General features: G+C 59.4%; 24 protein-coding genes. 8 read left to right on the top strand and 16 right to left on the bottom strand.

Annotated features, from left to right (window positions below; genetic code table 11):
• Positions 1 to 2: 2 nt before the first annotated feature.
• Positions 3 to 416, bottom strand: a complete 414-nt coding sequence (locus AOP6_RS00170) for a GtrA family protein (protein WP_155874635.1) — start codon at positions 414 to 416, stop codon at positions 3 to 5.
• A gap of 267 nt (positions 417 to 683) precedes the next feature.
• Here AOP6_RS00170 and AOP6_RS00165 point away from each other — a divergent pair, with 267 nt between their 5' ends.
• The 6 genes from AOP6_RS00165 (at position 684) to AOP6_RS00140 (ending at position 9767) form a co-directional block, all read left to right on the top strand.
• Complete coding sequence (locus AOP6_RS00165) at positions 684 to 1775, top strand: AI-2E family transporter (RefSeq protein ID WP_155874634.1); 1092 nt, start codon at positions 684 to 686, stop codon at positions 1773 to 1775.
• Between the two features lie 336 nt (positions 1776 to 2111).
• Positions 2112 to 3395: a TolC family protein gene (locus AOP6_RS00160; RefSeq protein ID WP_155874633.1), complete on the top strand. Its 1284-nt coding sequence runs from the start codon at positions 2112 to 2114 to the stop codon at positions 3393 to 3395.
• A 24-nt stretch (positions 3396 to 3419) separates the two neighbouring features.
• Positions 3420 to 4898 carry an efflux RND transporter periplasmic adaptor subunit gene (locus AOP6_RS00155; RefSeq protein WP_155874632.1) on the top strand — a complete coding sequence of 493 codons (1479 nt, stop codon included), beginning with the start codon at positions 3420 to 3422 and terminating at the stop codon, positions 4896 to 4898.
• Between the two features lie 87 nt (positions 4899 to 4985).
• A complete protein-coding gene (locus tag AOP6_RS00150) occupies positions 4986 to 8198 on the top strand; it encodes a CusA/CzcA family heavy metal efflux RND transporter (protein WP_155874631.1) in 3213 nt (1070 codons plus the stop codon).
• Positions 8199 to 8365: 167 nt separating this feature from the next.
• Positions 8366 to 9109, top strand: coding sequence for an iron-sulfur cluster repair di-iron protein (gene ric / locus AOP6_RS00145; RefSeq protein WP_155874630.1), 744 nt, complete (start codon positions 8366 to 8368; stop codon positions 9107 to 9109).
• A 34-nt stretch (positions 9110 to 9143) separates the two neighbouring features.
• Positions 9144 to 9767: a DUF6448 family protein gene (locus AOP6_RS00140; RefSeq protein WP_213194661.1), complete on the top strand. Its 624-nt coding sequence runs from the start codon at positions 9144 to 9146 to the stop codon at positions 9765 to 9767.
• A gap of 45 nt (positions 9768 to 9812) precedes the next feature.
• Here the strand turns inward: AOP6_RS00140 and AOP6_RS00135 are convergent, their stop codons facing one another.
• The 4 genes from AOP6_RS00135 to AOP6_RS00120 all read right to left on the bottom strand — a co-directional run bounded on the left by AOP6_RS00135 (position 9813) and on the right by AOP6_RS00120 (position 12372).
• Positions 9813 to 10163 carry a DUF488 domain-containing protein gene (locus AOP6_RS00135; RefSeq protein ID WP_155874629.1) on the bottom strand — a complete coding sequence of 117 codons (351 nt, stop codon included), beginning with the start codon at positions 10161 to 10163 and terminating at the stop codon, positions 9813 to 9815.
• A gap of 10 nt (positions 10164 to 10173) precedes the next feature.
• Positions 10174 to 11529, bottom strand: a complete 1356-nt coding sequence (locus AOP6_RS00130; protein WP_155874628.1) for an MFS transporter — start codon at positions 11527 to 11529, stop codon at positions 10174 to 10176.
• 147 nt (positions 11530 to 11676) lie between these two features.
• Positions 11677 to 11835: a hypothetical protein gene (locus AOP6_RS00125; protein ID WP_155874627.1), complete on the bottom strand. Its 159-nt coding sequence runs from the start codon at positions 11833 to 11835 to the stop codon at positions 11677 to 11679.
• Positions 11836 to 11895: 60 nt separating this feature from the next.
• Positions 11896 to 12372 (bottom strand): hypothetical protein, encoded by a 477-nt coding sequence (locus tag AOP6_RS00120; RefSeq protein WP_155874626.1) that lies wholly within the window; start codon positions 12370 to 12372, stop codon positions 11896 to 11898.
• Between the two features lie 200 nt (positions 12373 to 12572).
• Between AOP6_RS00120 and AOP6_RS00115 the strand changes: the two genes are divergently transcribed.
• On the top strand, positions 12573 to 13043 hold the full coding sequence (locus AOP6_RS00115; RefSeq protein WP_155874625.1) for an RT0821/Lpp0805 family surface protein: 471 nt from the start codon (positions 12573 to 12575) through the stop codon (positions 13041 to 13043).
• 87 nt (positions 13044 to 13130) lie between these two features.
• Here AOP6_RS00115 and ybgF read toward each other — a convergent pair whose 3' ends face one another.
• From ybgF to AOP6_RS00060, 11 genes are all read right to left on the bottom strand, one after another.
• A complete protein-coding gene (ybgF, locus tag AOP6_RS00110) occupies positions 13131 to 13916 on the bottom strand; it encodes a tol-pal system protein YbgF (protein WP_155874624.1) in 786 nt (261 codons plus the stop codon).
• 64 nt (positions 13917 to 13980) lie between these two features.
• A complete protein-coding gene (pal, locus tag AOP6_RS00105; protein WP_155874623.1) occupies positions 13981 to 14535 on the bottom strand; it encodes a peptidoglycan-associated lipoprotein Pal in 555 nt (184 codons plus the stop codon).
• 110 nt (positions 14536 to 14645) lie between these two features.
• Positions 14646 to 15944: a Tol-Pal system beta propeller repeat protein TolB gene (gene tolB, locus AOP6_RS00100; RefSeq protein WP_275950996.1), complete on the bottom strand. Its 1299-nt coding sequence runs from the start codon at positions 15942 to 15944 to the stop codon at positions 14646 to 14648.
• Between the two features lie 5 nt (positions 15945 to 15949).
• Entirely contained in the window at positions 15950 to 16792 is an 843-nt protein-coding gene (locus AOP6_RS00095) for a TonB C-terminal domain-containing protein (RefSeq protein ID WP_155874622.1), read from the bottom strand.
• A 35-nt stretch (positions 16793 to 16827) separates the two neighbouring features.
• Positions 16828 to 17250, bottom strand: a complete 423-nt coding sequence (tolR, locus tag AOP6_RS00090; protein ID WP_155874621.1) for a protein TolR — start codon at positions 17248 to 17250, stop codon at positions 16828 to 16830.
• Between the two features lie 2 nt (positions 17251 to 17252).
• Complete coding sequence (gene tolQ, locus AOP6_RS00085) at positions 17253 to 17924, bottom strand: protein TolQ (protein WP_155874620.1); 672 nt, start codon at positions 17922 to 17924, stop codon at positions 17253 to 17255.
• Between the two features lie 101 nt (positions 17925 to 18025).
• Positions 18026 to 18754: a TIGR04282 family arsenosugar biosynthesis glycosyltransferase gene (locus tag AOP6_RS00080; protein WP_213194659.1), complete on the bottom strand. Its 729-nt coding sequence runs from the start codon at positions 18752 to 18754 to the stop codon at positions 18026 to 18028.
• A gap of 23 nt (positions 18755 to 18777) precedes the next feature.
• Positions 18778 to 19545 (bottom strand): GTP cyclohydrolase FolE2, encoded by a 768-nt coding sequence (gene folE2, locus AOP6_RS00075; RefSeq protein WP_155877576.1) that lies wholly within the window; start codon positions 19543 to 19545, stop codon positions 18778 to 18780.
• 95 nt (positions 19546 to 19640) lie between these two features.
• On the bottom strand, positions 19641 to 20336 hold the full coding sequence (queC, locus tag AOP6_RS00070; protein ID WP_155874618.1) for a 7-cyano-7-deazaguanine synthase QueC: 696 nt from the start codon (positions 20334 to 20336) through the stop codon (positions 19641 to 19643).
• Positions 20337 to 20384: 48 nt separating this feature from the next.
• Positions 20385 to 21833, bottom strand: a complete 1449-nt coding sequence (gene pyk, locus AOP6_RS00065; protein WP_155874617.1) for a pyruvate kinase — start codon at positions 21831 to 21833, stop codon at positions 20385 to 20387.
• A 90-nt stretch (positions 21834 to 21923) separates the two neighbouring features.
• Entirely contained in the window at positions 21924 to 22253 is a 330-nt protein-coding gene (locus tag AOP6_RS00060; protein WP_155874616.1) for a cytochrome C, read from the bottom strand.
• Positions 22254 to 22390: 137 nt separating this feature from the next.
• Between AOP6_RS00060 and AOP6_RS00055 the strand changes: the two genes are divergently transcribed.
• On the top strand, positions 22391 to 24796 hold the full coding sequence (locus AOP6_RS00055) for a PBP1A family penicillin-binding protein (RefSeq protein WP_155874615.1): 2406 nt from the start codon (positions 22391 to 22393) through the stop codon (positions 24794 to 24796).
• The last annotated feature ends 59 nt before the right edge of the window (positions 24797 to 24855 follow it).

Genomic DNA, 24855 nt, shown 5'->3' with positions numbered 1-24855 from the left:
CTTTAAAATGTCCAGGTCCGGTTTAAGGTGAAGCTGAATCCGAAAACAGCGCCGGTGGCAAGACACTGAGCGATAAGATAGTGTCCGCCTAGACAGCCAAGCATCGCTTTTAAGACGAGTCCGTTAATGACCAGCCCCAAGGCAGCGACCAGGAAAAACCTGGACACGGACTCCAGGTGTCTTTTCCGGCTGTGGAAGGTGCAGAAATAATTCAGCAGATAAATGATCAGGGCACCTGTCATCGCCCCTGCGGTGGAAGCGGGCAACACGCCTGCAGAAAATCGCCGGATCAGGGTCACCATGAGACCGTAATGCACCAACGTGCCAAAAACACTGACCAAAAGGTATTTGGTCAGGTCTGGCAGCAGCTTTTCCACCGCAGGGGCTGACCTTGGATTGCTGAATAGAAGTTTCACGGGGTACCCGCAACCTTTCCCTTGAAAGCCTGTTGCTTAACGCGCAAGGCCCTGAGGTTTCGTGCTTTTCAAACAGGGTGAATGTAAAACAGAATAGTTGTCGAAACATGACCGGAAGATTACCTTTTAGCAATCTTCCCGAAGACAGGAGTGGCTACCCGGCGGGAGGGGATGTGAAACGAAAGAGCTTTAACGTCCAGCAAGAAACTATGATAAACTTTCAGCCGTTCCTTGCTTTTATTCCACGCAACGAAAGAGATGCGCCAGATGCCTGACCAAAAAGACAATCAGCCCAAGGAGTTGCCCTGGCTCGAAAAGTTGACCTTTCTTTTGATGCTGGGGCTGGTGACGATTCTGTTTCTTGTGCTGCTCAAGCCTTTTTTCGGGGCGATTTTCTGGGCCTGTATTGTCGGCCTGATTTTCTATCCCCTCTACCGGCGCCTGCTGGCCGCCTGGGGAGAGCGCAGCAATCTGGCCGCGCTGGCGACTTTGACTGCCGGAGTCCTCATCGGCATTGTTCCGACCCTCTTCGTCTTTGGCTCATTTCTGCAGGAGGGCGCCAGTCTGTACCAGCGCCTGCAGAACGGCGACCTGGATTTCGCCCAATATATTCAACGTATTCGGGAGGCCTTTCCCGTTATTCAGAATTTTCTCGAACGCCTGAATCTCGACCTGAACCCCCTGCAGGAACAGTTGTCGGGGGCAGCGCTGGCGGCCAGTCGCTTTCTCGCCCAAAACGCCGTACAGTTTGGCCAGGATACCCTGCAGTTTTTCGTCAGCCTCGGCCTCATGCTCTATGTCGCTTTTTTCCTGCTGCGGGATGGGCAGCAGTTGGTCGAAATGCTGGTGCGCGCCCTTCCTCTGGGGGATGAACGGGAGCGTCTTCTTTTCGCCAAATTTGCCGAAGTGGCCCGGGCCACCGTCAAAGGCAACCTCGTTGTCGCCGTGGTACAAGGTAGTCTGGGGGGTATTATCTTCGCCATTCTCGGCATTCCCGGCGCCCTGCTCTGGGGCGTGGTGATGACCCTCCTCTCCCTCATCCCCGTGGTGGGCGCTGGCCTCATCTGGGCTCCGGTCGCTATTTACCTCTTCGCCATTGGCGATTGGGTGCAGGGCCTCATTCTCACCGCTTTCGGCGTAGGGGTGATCGGTCTGGTGGACAACATTCTGCGCCCGATTCTGGTGGGGCGTGACACCAAACTGCCCGACTATATCGTCCTGTTGTCGACCCTGGGCGGCTTTGCGGTCTTTGGCATGAACGGCTTCGTCGTCGGTCCGCTGATTGCCGCTTTGTTCGTGGCCTTTTGGGAAATCTTTGTACGCGAGTTCAATTCACCGACGACACCCCCTACCGATTAAGCACCAACCAGCCTCTCTGCCCCCGCAAACAGCTGTAGATTATTCTACGGCCCGCGTGAATTATTCTACAAAATCGCCCTCTTGCCTGTTGCCGTCGCACGGTCTTTTCCCCCCCATATCCGCTCTCCCCAACTTTCACTCTGCCGGCAGGGGCATGGACATTCGGCCAAACCCGCCTAATATAAAAACAATTCGATTTATAAAAGGCAGTCCGAATGCCCTGTTCGTCGGGAAGGAGCGGCTGGGCATAGTGCTTGCTCCTTGGGAGGAGGAAGTGAACCAGTGAACTTTTTCGGAACCGACAGAGGGTTCCCGTTACGAAATTGAGGAACAGCGATGGCGACATGGGTGAATCGACAGCTTTTGACCGGAATGGTTCTCTTTTTGCTCCTGTTGGGGACAAAGGCCTGGGGCACCGACCCACCGGCGCCTGATCTGCCTGCCCTGGTGCAGGAGGCGGTCAGCCGCAACCCTTCCATCGAAGCCTCCGAGGCCCAGTGGCAGACCTTTTTAGCAAAAGCCCAGCAGGCCGGCAGCTTTGATGACCCCATGCTGATGCTGGGGATCAGCAACGGCCTGGTGAGCGATCCCTTCGCCTTTGATCAGGATGGCATGACGTCCAAGGTGATCGGCCTCAGCCAAAAACTCCCCTTCTTTGGCAAACGCGCGCTGGCCCGGGAAGCCGCCAGCCTGGATGCGGTCTCTGCCCAGGCCCGCCATGAGGAGCGCAAGCTGGCCCTGACGGCCCTGGTGAAAGAAGTCTACGCCCGCCTGTTTCTGGTCGACAAGGCTCAGGATATCCTGAGCCGCAATCTCCAGGTGATGGAGACGGTGATCCGGGCCGCCGAAACCCGCTACGGCGTTGGTGAAGGCCGCCAGCAGGATGTGCTCCGGGCCCAAGTGGAGCGCTCGCGCCTGCTGGAAGCACAGATTGGGCTCGACCAGCAGCGGCGCAGCCTGCAGGCGAACCTTAACCGCCTCCTCGCCCGCCCCGCCGACACCCCCATCGGATATATCGCCGACCTCGACACGCCGCCCGTGCCCTATGGGGCCGATGCCCTCCGGCGATTGGCAGAGGAAAAGCGGCCTCTTCTCGCCGGTTTGTCCGCGCAGATCGACAAGAGCAAGGCGGAGGAGGCTCTCGCCCAAAAAGCCTTCTACCCCGATTTCACCCTATCCCTCGAATACATGCAGCGCGAACCGGCCATGGGGGGTGAGGGGGATGATATGTACAGTGCTTCCGTCTCTTTCAATCTGCCCATCTGGCGCGAACGCCGGCAGGCTCGGGTGGCCGAAGCCAACGCCCAGCAAGCTACGGCCCAGGCCGAACTGCATGACCTGCGCAACGCCATCGACGGGGGCATTGCCGACCTGCTCGCAAAACTCGATCGTGCCGGTCGCCTGCTGGAGCTCTACCGTGGCGGCATTCTCCCCCAATCGACCCACGCCTTTGAATCGGCCCAGATCGGCTACAGCAACAACAAGGTCGATTTTTCCCGGATGCTCAACAGCCTGACCACCCTGTTCAACGATGAACGTCAACTTTATCAGACCATGGCCGACTACCGCCTGAGCCTGGCCCAGCTCGAGGCCCTGGTCGGTACGGATTTAACAAAGTAAGCGCCCCTTAGAAGAGGTTCTGTCATGAGCAAAAGAAATATGAAATCTCCCCTGATCGCCCTGCTGCTGATCGCCCTGCTGCTGATCGTCGCTCTCGGCGGCGGCTATTTCTGGGGGCGCTCCGGCGACCACGACGACCATGGCCACGAGACGGCAACGGAGACAGCCGCTGGGGAAAAGGTGCAGTACACCTGCGGCATGCACCCCTTCATCATCCAGGATGAGCCGGGCATCTGCCCCATCTGCGCCATGGATCTGACCCCCCTCAAGCCCGGCACGGGGGGTGGCTCGCAAGCTACGGGCGGGCCAGCCAAGATCATCCACTGGGCCTCGCCCATGGACCCGACCTATGTCCGCGACGAACCCGGCCAGGACTACATGGGACATGATCTCGTTCCCGTCTATGAAGACGGCTCCGGCGGCAGCGCCATCGCCATAGACCCCGTCACCACCCAGAACATGGGGGTGCGCACGGCGACCGTCACCCGCGGCGACCTGCACCGCGAGGTGCGCACCGTTGGCCGCATCAGCTATGATGAATCGTCCCAGTACGCCGTCAACAGCAAGATCGGTGGCTGGATCGAACGCCTGTACGTCAACCAGACGGGACAGCTGGTACAAAAAGGACAGCCGCTCCTCGAGATTTACAGCCCCGACCTGGTCGCCGCCCAGCAGGAGTACCTGCTGGCCCTACGCCACCAGGCCGAGCTGGCCCAGAGCCCCATCGCCGACCTCGGCGCCGGTGGCGAGCGCCTCCTGAGCGCCGCCCGTCAGCGCCTAAGTTACTGGGACATCAGTGCCCGCCAGATAGAGCAGCTGGAAAAGAGCGGAGAGATCCGCAAGACCCTGACGCTGTTCGCTCCCGTCAGCGGCATTGTCGGCGACAAGAAAGCCGTCGAGGGGATGAGCCTGAAGCCGGGGATGGAGCTGATGCAGCTCACCGACTTGAGCCGCATCTGGGTGCTGGCCGACCTGTACGAGTACCAGCTCCCCTGGGTGAAAGAGGGGCAGACGGTCACGGTGGAGGTCCCTCACGCCGGTAACCGCACGCTGACTGGCAAAATCGTTTACATCTACCCCACCGTCGATCCCAAGAGCCGCACCGTGCAGGTACGCATCGAGCTGCCCAACCCCGGCCTGGAGCTGAAACCGGAGATGTTCGTCAACGTGCGCCTCCACACCCAGGCCTCCAAGGACGTCCTCCTCATCCCCGTCGATGCCATCCTCACCTCCGGCACCCGGCAGCATGTCTTCGTCGCCCTCGGCGAGGGACGCTTCGAGCCGCGCGTGGTCGAGACGGGAATCCAGGGGGAAGACGGCCAGGTGCAGATTCTCTCCGGCCTCCAGCAGGGGGAACAGGTCGTCACCTCGGCCCAGTTCATGCTCGATTCAGAGAGCAAGCTGCGTGAGGCCATCCAGAAGATGATGGCTCCCAAGGCTCCCGCCAGCCCGGCGTCCGATCCGGTCGGGCAGCCGGAGGATGACCTGGAAGACCTGTTCTAGCGAGCAGGCAACCCCTGTGCGGCCAGGCCTGAGGTACCTATTCCCTCAGTCCTCACCCCTCACTTTCAACGCTGTCAGGATACTGCGATGCTTGAAAAAATAATCGAATGGTCGATACGCAATACCTTCGTGGTCGTTCTGGCCACCGTCTTCCTCGTCGTCGGCGGGATCTACTCCCTGCGCAACATCCCCATCGACGCCATCCCTGACCTTTCGGATGTGCAGGTGATCATCTTCACCGACTATCCCGGCCAAGCGCCGCAGGTGGTGGAGGACCAGGTCACCTACCCGCTGACCACCCAGATGCTGGCCGTCCCCGGCGCCAAAGTGGTGCGCGGCTATTCCTTCTTCGGCTATTCCTTCGTCTACATCATCTTCGAGGACGGCACCGACATCTACTGGGCCCGCTCCCGCGTCCTTGAATATCTCAACTACGTCTCCGGGCGGCTCCCCGAGGGGGTGACGCCGACCCTGGGTCCCGATGCCACCGGGGTCGGCTGGGTCTACGAATACGCCCTGGTCAGCGATCGCCACAACCTGCAGGAGCTGCGCTCCATCCAGGACTGGTTCCTGCGCTATGAGCTGACCTCGGTGGAAGGCGTCGCCGAGGTGGCCAGCCTCGGCGGCTTCGTCAAGCAGTACCAGGTAGCCGTCGATCCCAATCGTCTGCGCGCCTTTGATATCACGCTGCCCATGGTCGAGATGGCCATCAAGAACAGCAATCTCGATGTCGGCGGCGGCGCCATCGAAATGGCGGAAACGGAGTTCATGATCCGCAGTCGCGGCTATATCCAGAACCTGCAGGATCTGCAGAACGTGGTCATCATGACGACGGAGCGCGGCACCCCCGTGCTGCTGCGGGATATCGCCGACGTTCGGCTCGGACCCGAGATGCGGCGGGGCATCGCCGACCTCGACGGCGAAGGGGAGACTGTCGGCGGCATTATCGTCATGCGCTATGGCGAAAACGCTCTCAAGACTATCGACAACGTCAAGCGCAAGCTGGAGGAGCTCAAGGCTGGTTTGCCCGAAGGGGTGGAGATCATCCCCGTCTACGACCGCTCCGGCCTGATCGAGCGCGCCACCTCCAACCTCAAGGAGAAGCTGCTGGAGGAGAGCCTGGTCGTCGGCCTGGTCATCATCCTCTTCCTCTTTCATCTGCCCAGCGCCATCGTGGTCATTCTGGCCCTGCCCGTGGCCATCCTCATGGCTTTCATCATCATGTACGCCCAGGGAATCAACGTGAACATCATGAGCCTGGGCGGGATCGCCATTGCCATCGGTACCATGGTCGACTCGGCCATCATCATGGTGGAGAACGCCCATAAGCATCTGGAGAAGGGAGGAAGGCCGCGGCGGGAGGCCATCATCGAGGCGGCCAAGGAAGTCGGGCCCACCATCTTCTTCGCCCTGCTGGTTATCACCGTCTCCTTCGCGCCGGTTTTCACCCTGCAGGAGCAGGCGGGCCGCATGTTCAAGCCCCTGGCCTTCACCAAGACCTACTCCATGGCGGCGGCGGCGCTCCTCTCTATCACCATCGTTCCCGTCCTCATGCTCTGGCTCATCCGCGGCAAGATCCGCTCGGAGGAGCGTAACCCCATCAACCGCCTGCTTATCGCCCTCTACCACCCCGTGGTCGATCTGGTGTTGCGCTGGCGCAAGACGACGCTGCTGGTGGCCCTGCTGCTGGTCATCTCCATCAGCTACCCCTTGACCAAGATGGGGACGGAGTTCATGCCGCCCCTGTACGAGGGGGATCTGCTCTACATGCCCACCACCCTGCCGGGCCTGTCGGTGACCAAGGCCAAGGAACTTTTGCAGCAGACCGACCGCATCATCCGCCAGTTCCCTGAAGTGGAGACGGTCTTCGGCAAGATCGGCCGGGCGGAGACCGCCACCGATCCGGCACCGATGATGATGATTGAGACCACCATTATGCTCAAGGACGAGGCGGACTGGCGGGACATGCCGAACCACCGCTTCTACAGCGACTGGCCGCAATGGAGCGAGCCCCTCAAGATTCCCCTGCGCTGGCTGCTGCCAGAGAAACGCAAGATCTCCGTGGCCGAGCTGACGGAGCAGCTTAACAACGCCGTACAGTTTCCCGGCCTGACCAACGCCTGGACTATGCCCATCAAGACGCGCATCGACATGCTCTCCACCGGCATCAAGACCCCCGTCGGCATCAAGATCATGGGGCCCGATCTGGAGGTACTCAATCGTCTGGGCGAGGAGGTCGAAGCGGTGGTGCGCCCCCTCAAGGGCACCCTTTCGGCCATCTCCGAACGCACCGTTGGCGGCTTCTTTCTCGATTTCGACATCGACCGCCTCGCCGCCGCCCGCTATGGTATTCAGGTGGGGGACATCCAGGACGTCATCCAGTCGGCTCTGGGGGGCATGACTATCACCCAGACCGTCGAAGGGCTGGAGCGCTACCCCATCAGCCTGCGCTACGACCGCGACTTCCGCAGCGATATTCCCGCCCTCAGGCAGCTCCTCGTGCCCTCGCCGACAGGGGCCCATATTCCCCTGGAGCAGCTGGCGACCATCACCGTGCGCAACGACCCCGACAGCATCAAGACGGAGAACTCCCGGCGCACGGCCTGGGTTTACGTCGATATCAAGGGGATCGATCTCGGCACCTACGTGGAAAACGCCCAGCAGGCGGTGGCCGACAACATCAGCCTGCCCACCGGCTACAACATCGTCTGGAGCGGCCAGTACGAGTACATCGAGTCAACCCGGGCCCGCCTGCTGGTTATCATCCCGCTGACCCTGCTGATCATCTTCGTCATCATCTACATGAGCACCCATTCCGCCGTTAAAACAGCGATCGTCTTCATGGCGGTCCCCTTTTCGCTGGTCGGCGCCTTCTGGCTGCTCTATCTGCTCGACTACAATATGTCCATCGGCGTCTGGGTCGGCCTCATCGCCCTCGCCGGCCTCGACGCCGAAACGGGCGTTGTCATGCTCCTCTACCTCGACCTCGCTCACAAAAAATGGACGGAAGAAGGTCGCATGCTCACCCTGGGCGACCTCAAGCAGGCCATCCACCACGGCGCCGTCAAACGGATCCGTCCCAAGGTGATGACCGTGGTCACCATCATCGCCGGCCTCTTTCCCATCATGTGGAGCACCGGCGCCGGCGCCGACGTCATGAAGCGTATCGCCGCCCCCATGGTCGGCGGCTCGGTCACCTCCCTGGCTCTGGAGATGCTGGTCTACCCCGTCATCTTCTTCCTCTGGCGCGGTCGCGGCCTGGACAAGAATCCAACACCGACCCGGGAGGGCGACGACTAGGCGGATTTCGGTCCTTTCGGCGATTTCCTGGTATATTAGTAAAGAAAATGGTTTCTCTTTGACCCGGGTCAATTTCTGACCCGGGTCTTTCTGTTAAATTTTTCTCAACAGCGCCTTTTCTTCACAAACACGCACTCTGGCGTTTTTTCAGAAAGCAGAGGTGACCTATGACAATCAAGACCACAACACCGAATCAAAACCGTTTGGAACAGACCATTGGCGACCTGGTCGCCGAGGATTACCGGAACGCCGCCGTCTTCGAGAAACACGGCATCGACTTCTGCTGCGGCGGCCAGGTGACCCTGGGCAACGCCGCCCGCGACAAGGGTCTCGACCCCGACGACCTCCTTCGTGAACTCGAGGCAGCCAAAGAAACGGCGACTAGCGGGCACGAAAACTACGCCGCCTGGGATCTGGCCTTTCTGGCCGATTATATCGTCAACAACCACCATGCCTGGCTCAACGACAATCTGGGTCAGATCGCCGCCTACGCCCACAAGATCGCCGAGGTCCACGGCGAACACCACCCCGAGGTGGTTCGCATCGCCACCCTTTTCGACAGCATCGCCGCCGACATGGTGGAGCACCTGCGCGAAGAGGAAGAGGTCTTCTTTCCCGCCATCAAGGGCATCGAAGCCGCCCACCAGGCCGGCACCGCACCGACCACAGAGGATGCCAGTCACCTGCGACGGACGCTGGAGACCCTCCATCGTGACCATGAGGCCATTGGCGAGGCGACTCACGAAATCCGGCGTCTGGCTGGCGACTACACGATCCCCGCCGATGTCTGCAACACCTTCGCAGTCACCTATCGCCTGCTCAAGGAATTTGAGGACGACCTCCACAAGCACGTGCATCTGGAGAATAATATCCTCTTCCCCAAAGCGGCCAAACTGTTGCCGGCGGCATGAGGCTGTCGGGATTCAAGATTGAAAGGAGTTTGCGATGAAAGAAATGGGACGACAGGCGCTGTTGAGACGGGTAACCATCTTTCTGCTGCTGGCAGGCTTGCTGCTGCCGGGGCTGGCCGCCGCCCACTGCGATGCCCTCGATGGCCCGGTGGTGGTCGAGGCAAAGGGCGCCCTGGAAAACCAGGATGTCACCCCCGTCCTCAAGTGGGTAAGGGCCGCCGATGAAGAGGCGATACGCGCCGCCTTCACGCAGACCCTCGCCGTGCGTCAGCTCTCCCCGGCGGCCAAGGAGCTGGCCGATCGTTACTTCTTTGAAACCCTGGTGCGCATTCACCGGGCCGGTGAAGGGGCACCCTACACCGGCCTCAAGCCCGCCGGCGCCATCGCTCCGGTTGTAGCCCGCGCCGATCGGGCCCTGCAGCAGGGCTCCGTCGACGATCTGGCTAAAGCCATTGCCGCCCATGCGGAAGAAGGCGTGCGGGACTATTTCCAGCTTGCCCATGAGGCCCGGCAGCAGGCCAACAGCAGCGTGGCAGCCGGACGCGAGTTCGTCGAGGCCTATGTCACCTACGTGCATTATGTCGAGGGCATCGCCAAAGCCGTGCATGAGGGACCCCATCACGGCCAGCCAGCGGCGCCGAACGCTCATCAGCACTAGGCCTCCCCTCTTGAGGGCAGGCTCGTCTGCTGGCGGACCTGCCCCTCACTTCCGACGGAGCAGATAGTCCCGCAGCGCCACGGCGTTGTTGTGCTCCTCGTCGCGGGCGGCGTAGACCAGAGTCAGGGTCCCCTGCCTGGCTCGCTCCCGCAGTTCTGTCAGCGCTTCCCCCTTCGCCTCCAGTTCCTCGAAGTAGCGGCGCCTGAATTCTTCCCACCGGTCCGGATCATGCCCGAACCACCGCCGCAGCTCACGGCTCGGCGCGATCTCCTTCAACCATTCCTGTACCTGCAGCGCGTCCTTGGACAGGCCCCGCGGCCACAGGCCATCGACCAGGACGCGATAGCCATCCTGTGGCTGGGGCGGCTCAAAGGCTCTTTTCAGGTAAAGGGACATCCTCCCCTCCTCAAGGGCTTGTCTCCTCACTCCTCCTGAAGCGATAGTGAAAAAGGACCAGGGCCAGCAAATCGGTACCTGCCGACAGCAGAAAGACCAGCCGATAAGGAGTCGCCGACAACGCTTGCGCACCGACGCCGGGAGCCATTTCCAGCAGCCGCGCGGCCACGGCGGCACCGAAAGCGCCGGCGGTAAAGAAGACGAGATTGTAGAAGCCCATGCCGATGCCGGCCTGCGCGTGCGGGAGAGTCAGGGATATGGTCTTGGCCAAGGCCGCGTGAATCAGCGAAAAACCGACATAACAGACCATCAGCACGAGGGCGACAGCCCAGGCCGAGTGGCCGGCTATGGAGGCCAACCACAGAAACCCGATACTGAGCAGAACCAGACCGCTGCGCACTACCACCGAGCTGCCGATCCGATCCGCCAGCCGACCGCCGATGTTGCCCAGGATGGCGGCCGCCATGGCGCCGGGGAACAGGGACAGGCCGATCTGGAGGGTGTCGAGCTGATGAATCTGCCGAAGAAGCAGGGGGATGAGAAAAAACATGCCGAAGACCGTCCCCACGGCCAGAAAGACAGTCAACAAACCCAGGCTGTAGCGGGAATTGGCAAAAAGAGAGACCGGAACAAAGGGCGCCGGATGGCGGCGGATGTGGCGGACAAAGATCAGCAGGGCCAGCGCCCCCAAGGGCAACGCCCAGGCTTCCCCCTGGGCCACAAAGAGCAGCAGCAGGACCACGGCCGCAGCCAGGTAGCCGGCGCCGAGGCAGTCGAGCTCCCCGCGAGACCCTGCTTCGGCCGGCAGAAAACGTCGAAACAGGGGGATGGCCGCCAGGGTCATAAGCGAGAGGAGGAAAAGGGTGCGCCAGTCAAAACTCCCGGCCAGCAGGCCGCCAACCAGCGGGCCCACGCCCGAGGCAAAGGCGACGGTGGAGGCAACGGCCCCCAGCACCCGCCCCCGCATGTCCGGAGGAAAGTAGCGCGTCGCCACCAGCATGCCCATGGCCGGGATGGAGCCGCCGCCGACCGCCTGAATTAAGCGGGCGCCGATCAACAGGGGATACCAGTCGGCGACGTAGCCCAACAGGGCGCCGACGTTGAAAAAAAGGAGGCCGATGGTAATGAGGTTGCGTACGGGGAAAAGATCGGCCAGCTTTCCATAGGTGACCGCCGCCAGGGCGAAGGCGACGATATAGATAGTGATCACCCAGCTGACCTCGCCGGGGGAGAGATTGAACTCGGCGGCGATGTCGGGAACCGCCACATTGAACATGGTGCCGTTCAGAACGGAGAAGAAAACGATAAAGCACAGCAGCGGCACCAGGCGCCGGCGTTGCTGGTCAGTGGCGGTGGGATGTTCCATGGTTGTCTCGTGTCCGGCAATAAAAAGGGGAAAAAGGTGCCGGCCAGTCAGCGAGGCCGGAATGTCCCCCTTTTTTATCCCATAAAACGGAAAAAGGAAACCGTCCCGTCGAAGGATGCCAGACTCAGGAAAGACTTGGACTGAAACTCAGTCCCTGAACAGCAGATGAATCATATTGATTGGGAAACCGGGGTCCGGCTCCCTGGCCAGAACATATAGGGCGAGCCCCAGGGCCATGGCAGCAAGGAACAGGTAAAAAGCCATCCGCCCTGACCTTATCGGGGCTCTCCTGTTTTCATCGGACATGACACGCATCTCCTTCCTGATTAACGCTTTGCGGGTCAGTATGGAGGGATGGCTACCGCCTCAATTCTCAGGCAGGAAGTGCTCCTCATAGGTGTACTCGAGCTGCTGCAGCGTACGCGTCTGATCGTCGCCAAGAACAGTGAAAAGCTCAGCCATGGGAGCGCCACTGCACTCGGACGCCATGGTGCGGTAGAATTTGAGGGCGTCCTTGGACAACTGGATGGCGAAGGCCAGCGCCTGGCGATTGTCCGCCTTGGCATCAATCTGACTGGGATCGCAACAGTTCAGCAGCAGTTCCATGGTCGGCACGCGCCCCTGAACGGACTGCTGGTCGATTTCCCCCTTGAGCGCCGCCTCTTCCAACTTGTGTTTAATCTGCAGGCGGTCGATCGCCGCGTCTCGGAGAATGGCTACGGCCGCCTCATCCCTGACCAGGCGAATTGCCTGCAGGAAATGCTGATATATGCGTCCTTCCAAGTCAATGGCCGCGTCGCAGGCCCCATCAAAAGTTAAACAGGCGCTTTCCGATTTATTCATGCTCTACCTCCCCGGCTTGAATATTCATCTTACACCATTAGTCTACCACCTTCCTCCAAAGGGGCAATCTTCCTTCTGATTAAAAGCGATCAAATGCTTTCCAGGTCCTCGCCTTGACAGTTCGCGGAGCACCGCTATACTCGAATTTACCTATTTTATGACGGGGATGACCAAATACATCTTTTTGGGGGAACACTGCGATGAAAAAAGCATTAGCCCTGCTGACCCTGCTCACCATGCTGCTGACCAGTTGTGCGCCGACAGCCGGCCCCAAAGAAGAAACCGGTACGCTCCTGGGCGCCACTGGCGGCGCCCTGCTTGGCGCGCAGGTTGGTTCGGGACGAGGCCGTCTGGTGGCCGTTGCGGTCGGGACTTTGGCCGGCGCTCTGCTCGGGCAGGAGATCGGACGTTCCCTCGACCGTGCCGATCGCCTGGCCATGGAGCAGAATGCCCAGTACGCCCTGGAATACACCCGGACCAACCAGACAACCAACTGGGTCAACCCCGACAGCGGCAACTCGGGCACCTTCACCCCCGTACGCACCTATCAGGCCGCCGAAAACCAGTACTGCCGGGAATACCAGCAAACGGTCATTATCGGCGGGCAGCAGCAGCTGGCCTACGGCACCGCCTGCCGGCAGCCGGACGGTTCCTGGCTGATTGTCAAATAGCGCATTCTGCAATCTTGCTCTTAACACAGAAAAGGCGGCCAAAGGCCGCCTTTTCTGTCATGATCTGTCGAGATGATGCGCGCCTGACTACCAGACGGCCAGGCGTTCGCGGGCTTTTTCGGCTTCTACCGACTTGGGGTAGGTCTCCATCACCTTCTGCATGATGACCTTGGCATTCTTGACGTCTCCAAGAGCGTGAAAGGCCAGGCCCTGCTTCAACATGGCCGCCGCTGCCTTCGGATTGTCCGGATATTTCTGGATCACATCCTGAAACTGCAGAATGGCGTTTTCGTACTTCTTCTCACCATAGTAGGCCTCCCCAATCCAGTACATGGCGTTGACGGCGAGGGGATGCGCGGCATGGTTCTGCACGAAATCGCTCATCCTTTTGCGTCCTTCGACAAAGTTGCCCTGCTGGCGGATCAACGCCAAACCTTCTTCGTAGAGGAACTCGGGAGACGAGGCTGACATGGTACTGCCAGCCGGAGGGATCGCTCCTGCTGTCAGGCCAGCCATCCTGTCTTCGAGCGAAGAGACCTTCAGGCTCAGATCATCGCGGATCAGGGCCATTTCCTGACGGCTTTCCTCCCGCTGGCGGCTGAGGTCTTCCATCCGGCCACTGACGGCCTGCACATCCACGCGCAAGGTGTCCAGCGCCGCCTGGAGATCCGCGACCTGACGGCCAACATCGTCCAGACGTCTTTCACCCGGCGCCGCCTGACGCTGCAGGGCCGCATTGCGTTCAAAGGAGGCCAGCCGGCGCTTCATCTCCTCAAGATCCCGTTCCATGCGCAGGTCTCGCTGGGTCGGTATGCAGCCAGCCGTCATGACCGCCAGCATCCCTAACAGCACGATTACTTTCCACCCTTTCACTATTTCTCTCCTTCAGGCATAACGGGGGCTGTGCCTCTTCGGCACAGCCCCTTCTCTGCAACAATCAGCGAACGGCCTTGAATTCCGCCCGCCGGTTCTTGGCCCAGGCCTCTTCCGAGGTGCGGGGATCGAGAGGAATTTCCTCGCCGTAGGAGATGATCGTCATGCGATCTTCTGCCACGCCAAGAGAAACGACATAGTTTTTGGCCGCGGCCGCCCGGCGCTCACCCAAAGCCAGGTTGTACTCGTCGGAGCCGCGCTCGTCGCAGTGCCCCTCAATGACCACTTTGACACCTGGGTTGTTTTTCAGGTACTGGGCGTTGTTGGCCAGCACTTCCCGGGACTGCTCGGTCAGCGTGTATTGGTCGAATTCGAAGAAGACTCGCTCAAGCCCGGTGATCACGTCGGCGTCGACCAACCCGGGCGCTTCAGTAAAGGTCTGTTCGTCGAAGGACTGTTCCTGGAAGCCGCCGCCATCGGACGGAACGGTCTCTTGAGTGAAGCCGGCCTGATCGGACTCCAAAGAGTCACCCGGAGCCGGCTTTTTGGCGCAGCCGGTCGCCAGCAGCGCTACCAAGACCCCCAGAAAAATCCCTTTTCCAAACTGACGTACGTTCATGATCCTAGACTCCTTTCAGAAATACGGCATTATAGTGAACTTCGAATGTTTCTGACTCTATGCAAAAAACATGGAAATCATATACGTAGCCGTGGGGAAAAGCAATGTGATTACCAGGTGGAGGACCAGGCCGGATGTCGGCTTTCTCCCCCTGCCGGCGATATCTGGCGGGAGCCGCTGCCGTCAGCCCGCATGATGTAAATGGCTTTGTCACCCTTTGGGTCGGAGGAATAGACGATAAATCGACCATCGGGACTCCAGCGGGGATGTTCCTTGCTGCCGGGTCCGAAGGTCAGTCGGCGCTCGTCGCTGCCATCGGGACGGATGGTGTAGATATCAAAGACTCCCCCTTCCAGTCGGCTGAAGACGAGGCGATCTCCTTTGGGACTCCAGGCCGGGGTGGCATTGTATTTCCCTTCCCGCGTCAACCGTCGGACCTCGCCCTTGATGACATCGACAATGAAGATATGCGGATTGCCCAAGCGATCGGAAACGAAGGCGATCTCGTCGCCGCGAGGACTCCAGGTGGGATCGACATCGATTCCCCAGCTGTTCGTCAACCGTTTGTGAATGGCACTGTCCATGCCGATAAGGTAAATCTCGGCATTGCCGTCCCGCGACAGGGTCGCAGCGACCTCTTTGCCGTCGGCCCGATAGCGGCCGGCAATATTGAGCCCGCGCCGGTAGGAGAAACGCGCCTCGCGGCCGGAGTAGATTTCCTTTCGATAGAGATCGGGATTGCCCCCTTTGTAGGAGGTGAAGAGGATCTCTTTGCCGACGGGGGAAAAATCGGGATTGAGGACGATGGAGCGATGGTCCGTGATGCGCTTGACGTTGCGGCCGTCCACGTCCATCAGATACAGTTCTTTGTGACCGCTGTGAGCGCCGACAAAAGCGATACGGGTGTTGAATGGTCCCTCTTCTCCCGTGAGAGCCTTGAGCACCTGGTCGGCAAAGGTATGGCCCATACGGCGCAGGTCGGCCAGCTTGCCCTGGTAGCGGCGCCCGGTCAGCATGCGCCGACTGCCTACATCGAACAGCCTGGCCTCGATGATCAGCTCGTCCCCCCGCACGGCATAACCGCCTTTGACGAGGGACTGGGTGCCGAGCAGGCGCCATTGCTCAAAGTTCACTTCGGCGCTGTTCAGGGTCAGCCGGGAAGCATCGCTGAGGTAGGATTCCCGCGGCAGCAGGGCAAAAAGGCCGGAAAAGTCAAAATCGCCTCGCAGCAGCTCGTCCAGCTCGCGGGCCACCTCCGGGCGGGCGCTCTGGCCCGACAAGGGCAGAAATTCGGTCACCGCCAGGGGAATGGCCTGCTTGCCCGGACCACTTATGACAATCTGGGCAGCAGGAGCGGGCAGACTGCAGACCAGCAACAGCACCAGCAACAGCCAACAGGTACGCATCATATGGACTACTCCATTAGATCTTCAAGGTTAAATATCACGGTCAAGGTGAGCGGCCCAGAAGTATTCGGTAGCTTGGGGAGTTGTCGAATGGCCTGCTCGATCGAATTGTTAAAAGGGGCGTCCATTGTTTTTTCCTCAAACTCAAAATGACGCAGATTACCACGGGCATCGAACTGCAAACGCACCACGGCCACGAGATCAAGACGGCTTACCTGGTGCCTACTTAGAGTCCAACCAGCCTTAACATGTTTGCTTATCCATGCTTGGTGATCGGGACCCGCCTCAGTCCCTTTACCCGTCGGCATTCCCACCGGCGCCTGGCTGGCCACCGAGTTGCGGGTGTCGCTCTGACTCAGGCGGTCTGCCTTCTGCTTTAAATCTTCTATAGCTTTGTCCAGCTCCTGCCGCTTCCGCATCTCCTCGATAGCCTTCAGGGGATCCGACTGCGCCGCCGGGGCGGCGGTCTTTTTCTCGGCTGGCTTTGCCTTCGGCTTGACAGGAACTGCCGGTTTCTGGGCCGGCTTAGGAGCGGGTTTAGGCGCAGGTTTCGCTTCGACCTTGGGGGCGGGTGGCACCGGCTTGGGTAGGGCCGGCTGGGGCGGCTCCGGTTTTTTGGTTTCCGTCGGACGGGCGTCGGGCCGGCCGGCTTGCGGGTCTTTCACCGGCAGGTTCACCAGGTCGACGTGATAGACTTCCCGTGGCGGCGTCTGCCGCAGGGGAATGAGGCCGACGGTAAACGACAGGATCACCGCCAGGTGGGCCGCCAGTGAAAGGACCAGCATGCGTCCCAGACCGGAAGCAGGGGTGGATCGAGGCGCGCTCGGAGCTGTCTGTTTGACTGTCTTCATATCAGGTTATCTGTGCCCACGTCCGAAAGATTACCTCAGGGCTCCGGGGGCTGCGACACCATCCCCATCTTGCTGACACCGGCCTTGCGCACGGCCGCCATGACCTGCACGACCTTGCCGTAGGGGACATCCCGATCCGCCTGCAAAAAAACTTCCTTCTCTTTACGCGTGCTGAGAATTTGCTCCAGGACGGGGACGAGCTTGTCCGCATTGTCGACCCGGGAACGCCCGATGGAAATGGTGCCCTGCTTGTCAACGGTGAGGATGAGCGGCTCGTTGGCCGCCTCCAGGGTCGGAGCCTCGGCGACCTCCGGCAGGTTGACCTCAACACCCTGATCCATCATCGGCGCCGTCACCATGAAGATGATGAGCAGCACCAGCATGACATCGACAAAGGGGGTGACGTTGATCTGGGACAGGGCTCTGCGGCTGTTGCCGTCACGCCGACCGACTTCCATCTTCAGCCTCTCCGTCCCATGCGCTCGACGATATTGAGGAATTCCTGACTGAAATTATCCATCTCGCCCGTGAGCACATTGACCTTGTTGACAAAATGGTTGTAGCCCACGACGGCGGGAATGGCCGCCACCAAGCCGATGGCCGTGGCCACGAGGGCTTCGGATATACCCGGCGCGACGACGGCCAGTGAAGCGCTGCCGGTCTGGCCGATGCCACGGAAGGAATCCATGATGCCCCAGACGGTACCGAACAGGCCGATAAAGGGGGCCGTCGAACCGGTGGTGGCCAGAAAGGTGAGGAACTTTTCCAGGCGCTGCGTCTCCTGGGTGGTGGCCCGACGCAGGGCGCGAGCCACGCTTTCCGCGCGGCCCAGATCAGCGGAGAAGGCCGGCTCTTCGTCGGGATCCCGGCGGCGCTGATCCTTGAGCAGCTCCTGATAGGCTTCGCGGAAGAGGACTGTCAGGGGGGAGTGGCGGAAATCCTTGAGTCCCTGGCCGATGACGTCCAGACGTTTCTTGCTCCAGAAAAAATCGAGAAAACCGGAGGAATCTTTGGTGGCTCGGTGGATTTCACGAAACTTGAAAAAAATGATGGCCCAGCTGACGATGGAAAAATAGGCCAGTATCAACATGACCAGTTTGACGACCGGTCCGGCGTTCAGGATGAGATCCAAAATAAGGCCTCCTTTTAGGTAGTGCGCGTCCGTACAAGGGCTGAATTATCGGCCATCCTTCTGCACCTGTCAACGTCTATCGGCTGGAAAAACCCGCAAAATCAACCCCTTTGCCTTTTTAACCCTTCAATTAAACTCAGGTATTTCGTCAGATGAGCCCGCACGAAACAGGCCGTCTCGCTCGCGGGGGAACGCTCGAGCAGTCGCCCCAGCGAGGGAAGGTCATCGACATCATCCCACGGGGTCAGTTCCCGATAGCTCAGGTTCAGCTCAGCGACCCGGCGCCTCGTTTCCGCGAGGACGTGGGCCGTACTCCAGGGAATATCGCGAAAGAGCTGAGGATGGTGATCGCGCTCACCCACGAGAACATAGCCGCCATCCAGGGCAGGAATTGTGAGAGCTGTCTCTTCCGCCAGAAACTGAAAGGCCTCCTTCACCAGGTGCAAAGGGATATCGGGGCTGTCCGAGCCGACCAGGGCGGCGCCGGCCGCCCCCTGACGGAACAGGAAGCACAGAGCTCTCTCCAGGCGCTCGCCTAGGTCGTTTCCTTCTTGGGGCTGCAGGGGTATATCAGGGAAAGTACGGCGGAAATAGGCTTCTGAACCGGCATAAAAAAGGGTAAGGCTCACACCCGTTTCGCGCAGGCGTTGCACGGTCTCCCGCAGGCAGACCTCATAGAGCTGAGCGGCCTCAGCCGATGTCAGAGGCGGGCTCAGCCGCGTCTTTACCCGACCGGGAACCGGCTCCTTTGCCAATATTCCCAGATGATGCCTCAAAGGGTCTAGGGGGAATTCCCCACCGGAGAAACCCCCCTTATTCACATTTTCCACAACCTTATCCACAGGTTGGGCTTTCAGCGCGCCCACTCGACCAGGGCATAGGCAGAATGGTTGTGGATTGACTCAAAGTTTTCGCACTCAACCCGAAACCAGAGGATTTCCTCAACCCCCTTGAGTTTTTGTGTGACCGCCCGCACGATGTCTTCCACAAACATGGGATTGTCATAAGCCTGCTCGGTGACTGCCTTTTCGTCTTCGCGCTTGAGCAGAGCGTAGACGGGCGCACTGCCACAGGCCTCCACCCAGGCGATGAGGTCTTCCAGCCAGACATGTCCCCGGTAGCGGATCTGCACATGGATAGCGCTGCGCTGGTTGTGGGCTCCGCGAGCGCTGATCTCACGGGAGCAGGGACACAGGGAGGTCACCGGCACGGTGGCGCCGAGAATAAAGTCGGCCTCCTGGCCGAGGGTGCCGATCATCTGGCACTGATATTCCATCAACCCCTTGGCGCCGGAGGCCGGTGCCTCCTTTTCGATGAAATAGGGAAATTCCAGTTCCATATGGGCGCAGGAAGCATCGAGGCGATCCTTCATGTCCTGCAGGATGGTGTCGAGGCTCTCGATGCTGATCTCGCCGCGATACTGGTTGAGAATCTCCACGAAACGGCTCATGTGGGTTCCCTTGAAGTGATGCGGCAAGTCGACATACATGTTGATGCGCGCCACGGTGTGCTGGCTTTCGCGGCTTTTGTCCAGCACTACGATGGGGTAGCGGATATCTTTCACCCCGACCTTGTCGATGGGGATATTACGGGTATCCCGTGCCTTCTGCATATCGGGCATGGCCGGAGTATTAGAGAGATCGTCGCTTTTCAGCCTATCAGTCATTGTTCTTTATGGTTCCTTGTCTGTTATCCGTGCTTTTGCTTCTGGCTGATTCAACGCTTGTCCGTCCGTCCGGCATAAGGGATGGGATCGGCCACCCCGACCTCGGCAAACCCTTTCAGGCGCAACCGGCAGGAGTCGCAGATCCCACAGGAAAGCCCTTCTGGCGAAGGATCATAACAGGAGTGGGTCAGCGCATAGTTAACCCCAAGCTGCAGACCGCGTCGAATGATTTCCCCTTTGGTCAAGGTCATCAGCGGGGTATGGATCCGGTAGCGTCCGCGGCCTTCCACCCCTTCCCGGGTAGCCAGATTGGCCAGGGTTTCAAAAGCGGCGATATATTCCGGCCGGCAGTCAGGATATCCGGAATAGTCCAGGGCATTGACACCGATATAAATATCGAAGGCGCCGAGAACTTCCGCCCAGCCCAGGGCGAAAGAGAGAAAGATGGTATTGCGCGCCGGTACATAGGTAACGGGGATATTCCCCTCCTCCACCCCTTCCTTGGGCACCTCCAGGTCGGAAGTAAGGGCGCTGCCACCGATACGACGCAAATCGAATTCGACCAGATGATGGTCTTTGGCGCCAATCTCCTTGGCATATTCCATGGCTTTGCTTACCTCGACGCTGTGTCGCTGACCGTAGGCAAAGCTCATGGCGTAAGGGACAAAGCCTTCCGCTTGCGCAATGGCCATGCAGGTGGTGGAATCCAGTCCCCCGCTGTAGAGAACCACGGCTTTCTTTTTCATGAAAACTTTCCCGTCATCACATGAAGTAAAAGGCTGGGCAAGCGCCGGTTAATGAACCTCATAAAAGTGACCCGTTCCCAACCGGTGAACCTTGAGGAGATTGGTCGTCCCCGGTGCGGACACCGGGCTGCCCATGGTGATAACCACGACATCGCCAACCTGCATGACACCCGAGGTCAGCACGGCCTGCTCCACTGAGCGGATCTGGGCTTCCGTATCCCCTTCGATGTCGACCCGAATGGAACGCACGCCAGCATAGAGCGCCAGGCGTCGGCGCACCTTGGGCGAGGGTGTCACCGCGTAAATGGGCAGATTGGGCCGGTATTTGGCCACGAGGGCGGCTGTGCTCCCCGTCTGCGTGAAGGCAAGAATCGCCCCGGCCCCGATGGTCTCGGCTACGCGAACAGCGGCCTGGCCGATGGCTTCCGGCAGGCGGCGGTAACCGAGAATCTCATCCAGCGGATGGAAGACCTGATCCTTCAGTTCCGGATCGCCCTCCACATCCTTGGCGACCCGCACCATCAACGCGACCGCCGCAACGGGATAACGGCCGGAGGCCGTCTCCGCCGAGAGCATGACGGCGTCCGTGCCATCCAGAATGGCGTTGGCCACATCGGATGTCTCCGCCCGGGTCGGGCGTGGATTATTAACCATGCTCTCCAGCATCTGAGTTGCCGTGATAACCGGCTTACCCGCCTTATTGCACTTGCGGATGATCTGCTTCTGGATGAGGGGCACTTTTTCCGGACTCATCTCCACGCCTAGATCCCCCCGGGCGACCATGATGCCGTCGGACGCCTCCAGAATGGCGTCAAAATCGGCGACGGCCTCGGGTTTCTCAATCTTGGCGATAATCGGCAACGCGACCTTGTCCCGGTACAGCAGATCTTTGAGTTCCCGAACATCGCTGGCTTTGCGCACAAAGGAGAGAGCCAGGTAATCGACTCCTTCACGAATGCAAAAGGCCAGGTCCTCCTTGTCTTTCTCCGTCAGAGCCGGCGTCGAAACAGCCACCCCCGGCAGATTGATGCCCTTGCGGTTCGTGAGGGTGCCGCCCACCACCACACGGCAGCATACATCTGTTTCATCTTTTTGCAGGACGGCCAGCTCAAGCAGTCCGTCGTCAAGAAGAATCCGGTCACCGACTGCCACATCCCCGGGCAGGTCCTGGTATTCGGTTGGGATAACGCCGCCGCCCCCCTCGACGCTTCGCGTGGTCAGCACGACCTCGCTGCCGGCTACCAGCTCCATGGTGCCGCCCTGGAGCATCCCGGTTCGAATTTTAGGCCCCTGCAGATCTCCCAGGATAGCCACGGCCCGCTGCCGCCGCTTGGAGAGCTTACGGATTCTTTTGATTATGGCGGTTTTCTCAGCGTGCCCGCCATGGGAAAAATTCAGGCGAAACACATCGGCGCCTGCTTCCATTAAAGCCAAAAGACCTTCTTCCGTATCACAGGAAGGCCCTACTGTGGCGACAATCTTCGTTCGGCGAAACATCAGCCCTCCACACAAAAATGGGATTACTCCCACGAGAAAAGGACTCCCGCCTCAGCAGCGGGAGTCCTTGAAGATCAAGGGGTCTCGTCCTCAGTGGTGATAGCGTCCCTTATATTCCGTATGCGCCTTGTTGGGTCCCTTGTGACAACGGAAACAGCGCTGTTCTGTGATCTTCTTCTGGTCAAGGGGAGATTCATCAGGACGCTCAACCGATTCGGGCCTCTGCCATGAAAAGCGATCCGTCTCGTCACTAAGCATGACCGGCTTATAGGCCACCTGCCAGTCCGCCGATATCTCGGTAGTGTGGCACTCGGAGCATCCGCCCGGCGCCGGGATGGATTTCCAGGAACGAAACATGTTGCAGCCGCTGGCAATCAGCGCCACCAGGAGCAGAAGTAGAAGATGTCTCTTTATTTTCATGGGGCCTCCGTAGGTCATTATAACCACGCAACTATAACACACCCGGTCTTTCAGGCAAACGGCAAAAGGTTTGCCGGCTATCCCGCACCTGTGCTATAAATTTTTCTTTGGTCAACTAAGGAGGCACCATTAACACCATGACAATTCGACACTTTTTTCTTTGGCTTCTCTACGTGACCGGCGGCCTCTTTCTAAGCGGCATACTGGCTATAGGCGGAGCCTATCTCTATGTTTCGGGCTCACTGCCCAAAGTGGACACCCTGTCTGACTACCAGCCCCCCATTGTCAGCTCAGTATACAGTGATGGCGGTGAAACCATCGCGGAGTTTTTCAAGGAGAGACGCCTTATCGTTTCGGTTGATCGTATGCCGCAACGCCTGATCGAAGCCTTTGTATCCGCCGAAGACAGTCATTTCTTCGAACATAAGGGCATTGATCTCATGTCCATCATGCGGGCCGCCCTCAAGAACCTTAAGGCGGGCGGCATCGTACAGGGGGGGAGTACGATCACCCAACAGGTGGCCAAGAGTCTGCTGCTCACCCCGGAAAAAAAATTCGAGCGAAAGTTCAAAGAGGCGATTCTTGCCTGGCGCATGGAAAAAAAGCTCTCCAAAGAGGAAATCCTCTACCTCTATCTCAACCAGATTTACCTGGGACACGGCGCCTATGGTGTACAGGCGGCGGCTGAAAACTATTTCGACAAGAACGTCGAGGATCTGACCCTGGCTGAATGTAGCCTGCTGGCAGGCCTGCCCCAGGCCCCCAGCCGCTATTCCCCCTATCGAAACTTCGATCGGGCCAAAGAGCGTCAGAAATATGTTCTCAAGCGCATGATCGAAGAAGGGTATATTTCACCCGAAGAGGCGGAGGCCGCTCAGGGTGAAGCCATCACCATCAAGCCCCGAGTCAACTCTTTTATTGCCGATGCCGCCTACTTTACCGAACAGGTCCGCCGCTACCTGGAAGATACCTACGGGAAGGATGTTCTCTATACGGCCGGATTGAAGGTTCATACCACCATGAACCTCCGTATGCAGCAGTCCGCTCAGAGTGCCGTGCGGGAAAACCTGCGCGATCATGACAAGAGAAGAGGGTATCGCGGACCCCAGCGTATTCTGGCCGAGAGTGAGGAGGAAATTTTTCTCAGCGAGCAGGCTGACCGACTTGCCGAACGTCCACTTGAAATAGGCGACTACATCGAGGGCGTTCTGACTGGTTCAACCCGAGAGGTCCTGCTGGTGCGGGTCGGCAGCGAAGAGGGCTTTGTTGAGCTTAAATCCGCCGACTGGGCCGGTCCAATCCAGGTCGTCAACCGGGACACGCCCGCGACAGGAAATCAAGACGCATCCCGCACCAAACTTCCCAAGGGCTCTTTGCTCGAACTTCGGCTCGAATCGCCTGAGAACGGCTCTCTGCGCTTTTCCCTGCAGCAGACCCCGGAAACCCAAGGCGCTATCGTGGCTATGGATCCCCATAACGGCAATGTCAAGGCCATGGTCGGCGGTTTCGATTTTTACCAGAGCCAATTCAATCGCGTCCTGCAGGCCAAACGGTTGCCCGGATCGGCCATCAAGCCCTTGATTTATGCCGCCGCCCTGGACAAAGGGTACACTCCGGCCACCATTGTCTACGACACCCCGATCATTTACAAGGAAACCGCGGAATCTGGTGAAGAAACATCCTGGCGACCCAAGAATTACAGTGAAAAGTTTTATGGCGCCGTTCGTGTCAGAGATGCCCTAACCCACTCCTATAACGTCATCACCATTAAAATTCTCGAGGACATCGGCATTCGCTACGCCAGCAACTACGTGAGCAAGCTCGGCGTCTCTTCCCCTATTGCCCGTGATCTGACGCTGGCTCTGGGGTCCTCTGCCCTGACCCCCTTCGAACTAGCCAGCGCCTATACCGTTTTTGCCAACGGCGGTGTCAGGGTCCGTCCCACCTATATCACCAAGGTGGTTGATCGTCATGGCTATGTCCTTGAATCTATCGACCCAGCCGATTTTCCCGGGGGCCCCAATAAAAATCAACGTCTTATTCAGCAGTCCCCCGAACGGGTCATCTCCCCCGAAACGGCTTACCTGATTACCAACATGATGGAAAGTGTCGTTCAGAAAGGCACCGGATTCCGGGCGAGAGCCCTGGGTCGACCCGTCGCCGGCAAAACCGGAACGACCAACAACCTCAAGGATGCCTGGTTTGTAGGTTATGTCCCTCAACTGGTAGCCGTCTCTTGGGTCGGCTACGACCAGGAACAACCGCTGGGCGATAAGGAGACTGGCTCCCGAGCCGCAGCGCCAGCCTGGGTCGAATTCATGAAGGAGGCGGTGGCTGGTCTGCCGCCCCTAGATTTCCCCGTACCCGATTCCATTGAGTTCCGAGCCATCGATCCCCAAACCGGTTTGCTGGCCGTAGAGGACAGCGCCAATGTTACGATCGAAGCCTTTGCGCCTGGAACAGCGCCGACGCGATACGCTCTTGACGAAAAAAAACCTTCCGCCCAGGACTTCTTCAAACTTGATCTGGAGGATCTTCGCTGAGTATCCTGCTATTGCGGAAATATTAAAGGGGCTGCCCGGCAAGGCAGTCCCTTCTTTTT

It is taken from the genome of Desulfuromonas sp. AOP6, from assembly GCF_009731355.2.
GTDB lineage: Bacteria > Desulfobacterota > Desulfuromonadia > Desulfuromonadales > SZUA-540 > SZUA-540.
The sequence above is the reverse complement of the archived record's forward strand: the minus strand, read 5'-3'. Positions and strand labels throughout refer to the sequence as shown.

Excerpts from the sequence above, each read along its gene's own strand:
- AOP6_RS00135 (WP_155874629.1), bottom strand. The coding sequence starts at position 10,163 with ATGTCCCTTTACCTGAAAAGAGCCTTTGAGCCGCCCCAGCCACAGGAT.
- folE2 (WP_155877576.1), bottom strand. The coding sequence starts at position 19,545 with ATGCCCGATATGCAGAAGGCACGGGATACCCGTAATATCCCCATCGAC.
- AOP6_RS00140 (WP_213194661.1), top strand. The coding sequence starts at position 9,144 with ATGAAAGAAATGGGACGACAGGCGCTGTTGAGACGGGTAACCATCTTT.
- ric (WP_155874630.1), top strand. The coding sequence starts at position 8,366 with ATGACAATCAAGACCACAACACCGAATCAAAACCGTTTGGAACAGACC.
- tolR (WP_155874621.1), bottom strand. The coding sequence starts at position 17,250 with ATGGAAGTCGGTCGGCGTGACGGCAACAGCCGCAGAGCCCTGTCCCAG.
- AOP6_RS00155 (WP_155874632.1), top strand. The coding sequence starts at position 3,420 with ATGAGCAAAAGAAATATGAAATCTCCCCTGATCGCCCTGCTGCTGATC.
- AOP6_RS00165 (WP_155874634.1), top strand. The coding sequence starts at position 684 with ATGCCTGACCAAAAAGACAATCAGCCCAAGGAGTTGCCCTGGCTCGAA.
- AOP6_RS00120 (WP_155874626.1), bottom strand. The coding sequence starts at position 12,372 with ATGAATAAATCGGAAAGCGCCTGTTTAACTTTTGATGGGGCCTGCGAC.
- AOP6_RS00150 (WP_155874631.1), top strand. The coding sequence starts at position 4,986 with ATGCTTGAAAAAATAATCGAATGGTCGATACGCAATACCTTCGTGGTC.
- pal (WP_155874623.1), bottom strand. The coding sequence starts at position 14,535 with ATGAACGTACGTCAGTTTGGAAAAGGGATTTTTCTGGGGGTCTTGGTA.
- AOP6_RS00055 (WP_155874615.1), top strand. The coding sequence starts at position 22,391 with ATGACAATTCGACACTTTTTTCTTTGGCTTCTCTACGTGACCGGCGGC.
- queC (WP_155874618.1), bottom strand. The coding sequence starts at position 20,336 with ATGAAAAAGAAAGCCGTGGTTCTCTACAGCGGGGGACTGGATTCCACC.
- AOP6_RS00130 (WP_155874628.1), bottom strand. The coding sequence starts at position 11,529 with ATGGAACATCCCACCGCCACTGACCAGCAACGCCGGCGCCTGGTGCCG.
- AOP6_RS00095 (WP_155874622.1), bottom strand. The coding sequence starts at position 16,792 with ATGAAGACAGTCAAACAGACAGCTCCGAGCGCGCCTCGATCCACCCCT.
- AOP6_RS00125 (WP_155874627.1), bottom strand. The coding sequence starts at position 11,835 with ATGTCCGATGAAAACAGGAGAGCCCCGATAAGGTCAGGGCGGATGGCT.
- AOP6_RS00060 (WP_155874616.1), bottom strand. The coding sequence starts at position 22,253 with ATGAAAATAAAGAGACATCTTCTACTTCTGCTCCTGGTGGCGCTGATT.
- pyk (WP_155874617.1), bottom strand. The coding sequence starts at position 21,833 with ATGTTTCGCCGAACGAAGATTGTCGCCACAGTAGGGCCTTCCTGTGAT.
- tolB (WP_275950996.1), bottom strand. The coding sequence starts at position 15,944 with ATGATGCGTACCTGTTGGCTGTTGCTGGTGCTGTTGCTGGTCTGCAGT.
- AOP6_RS00115 (WP_155874625.1), top strand. The coding sequence starts at position 12,573 with ATGAAAAAAGCATTAGCCCTGCTGACCCTGCTCACCATGCTGCTGACC.
- AOP6_RS00160 (WP_155874633.1), top strand. The coding sequence starts at position 2,112 with ATGGCGACATGGGTGAATCGACAGCTTTTGACCGGAATGGTTCTCTTT.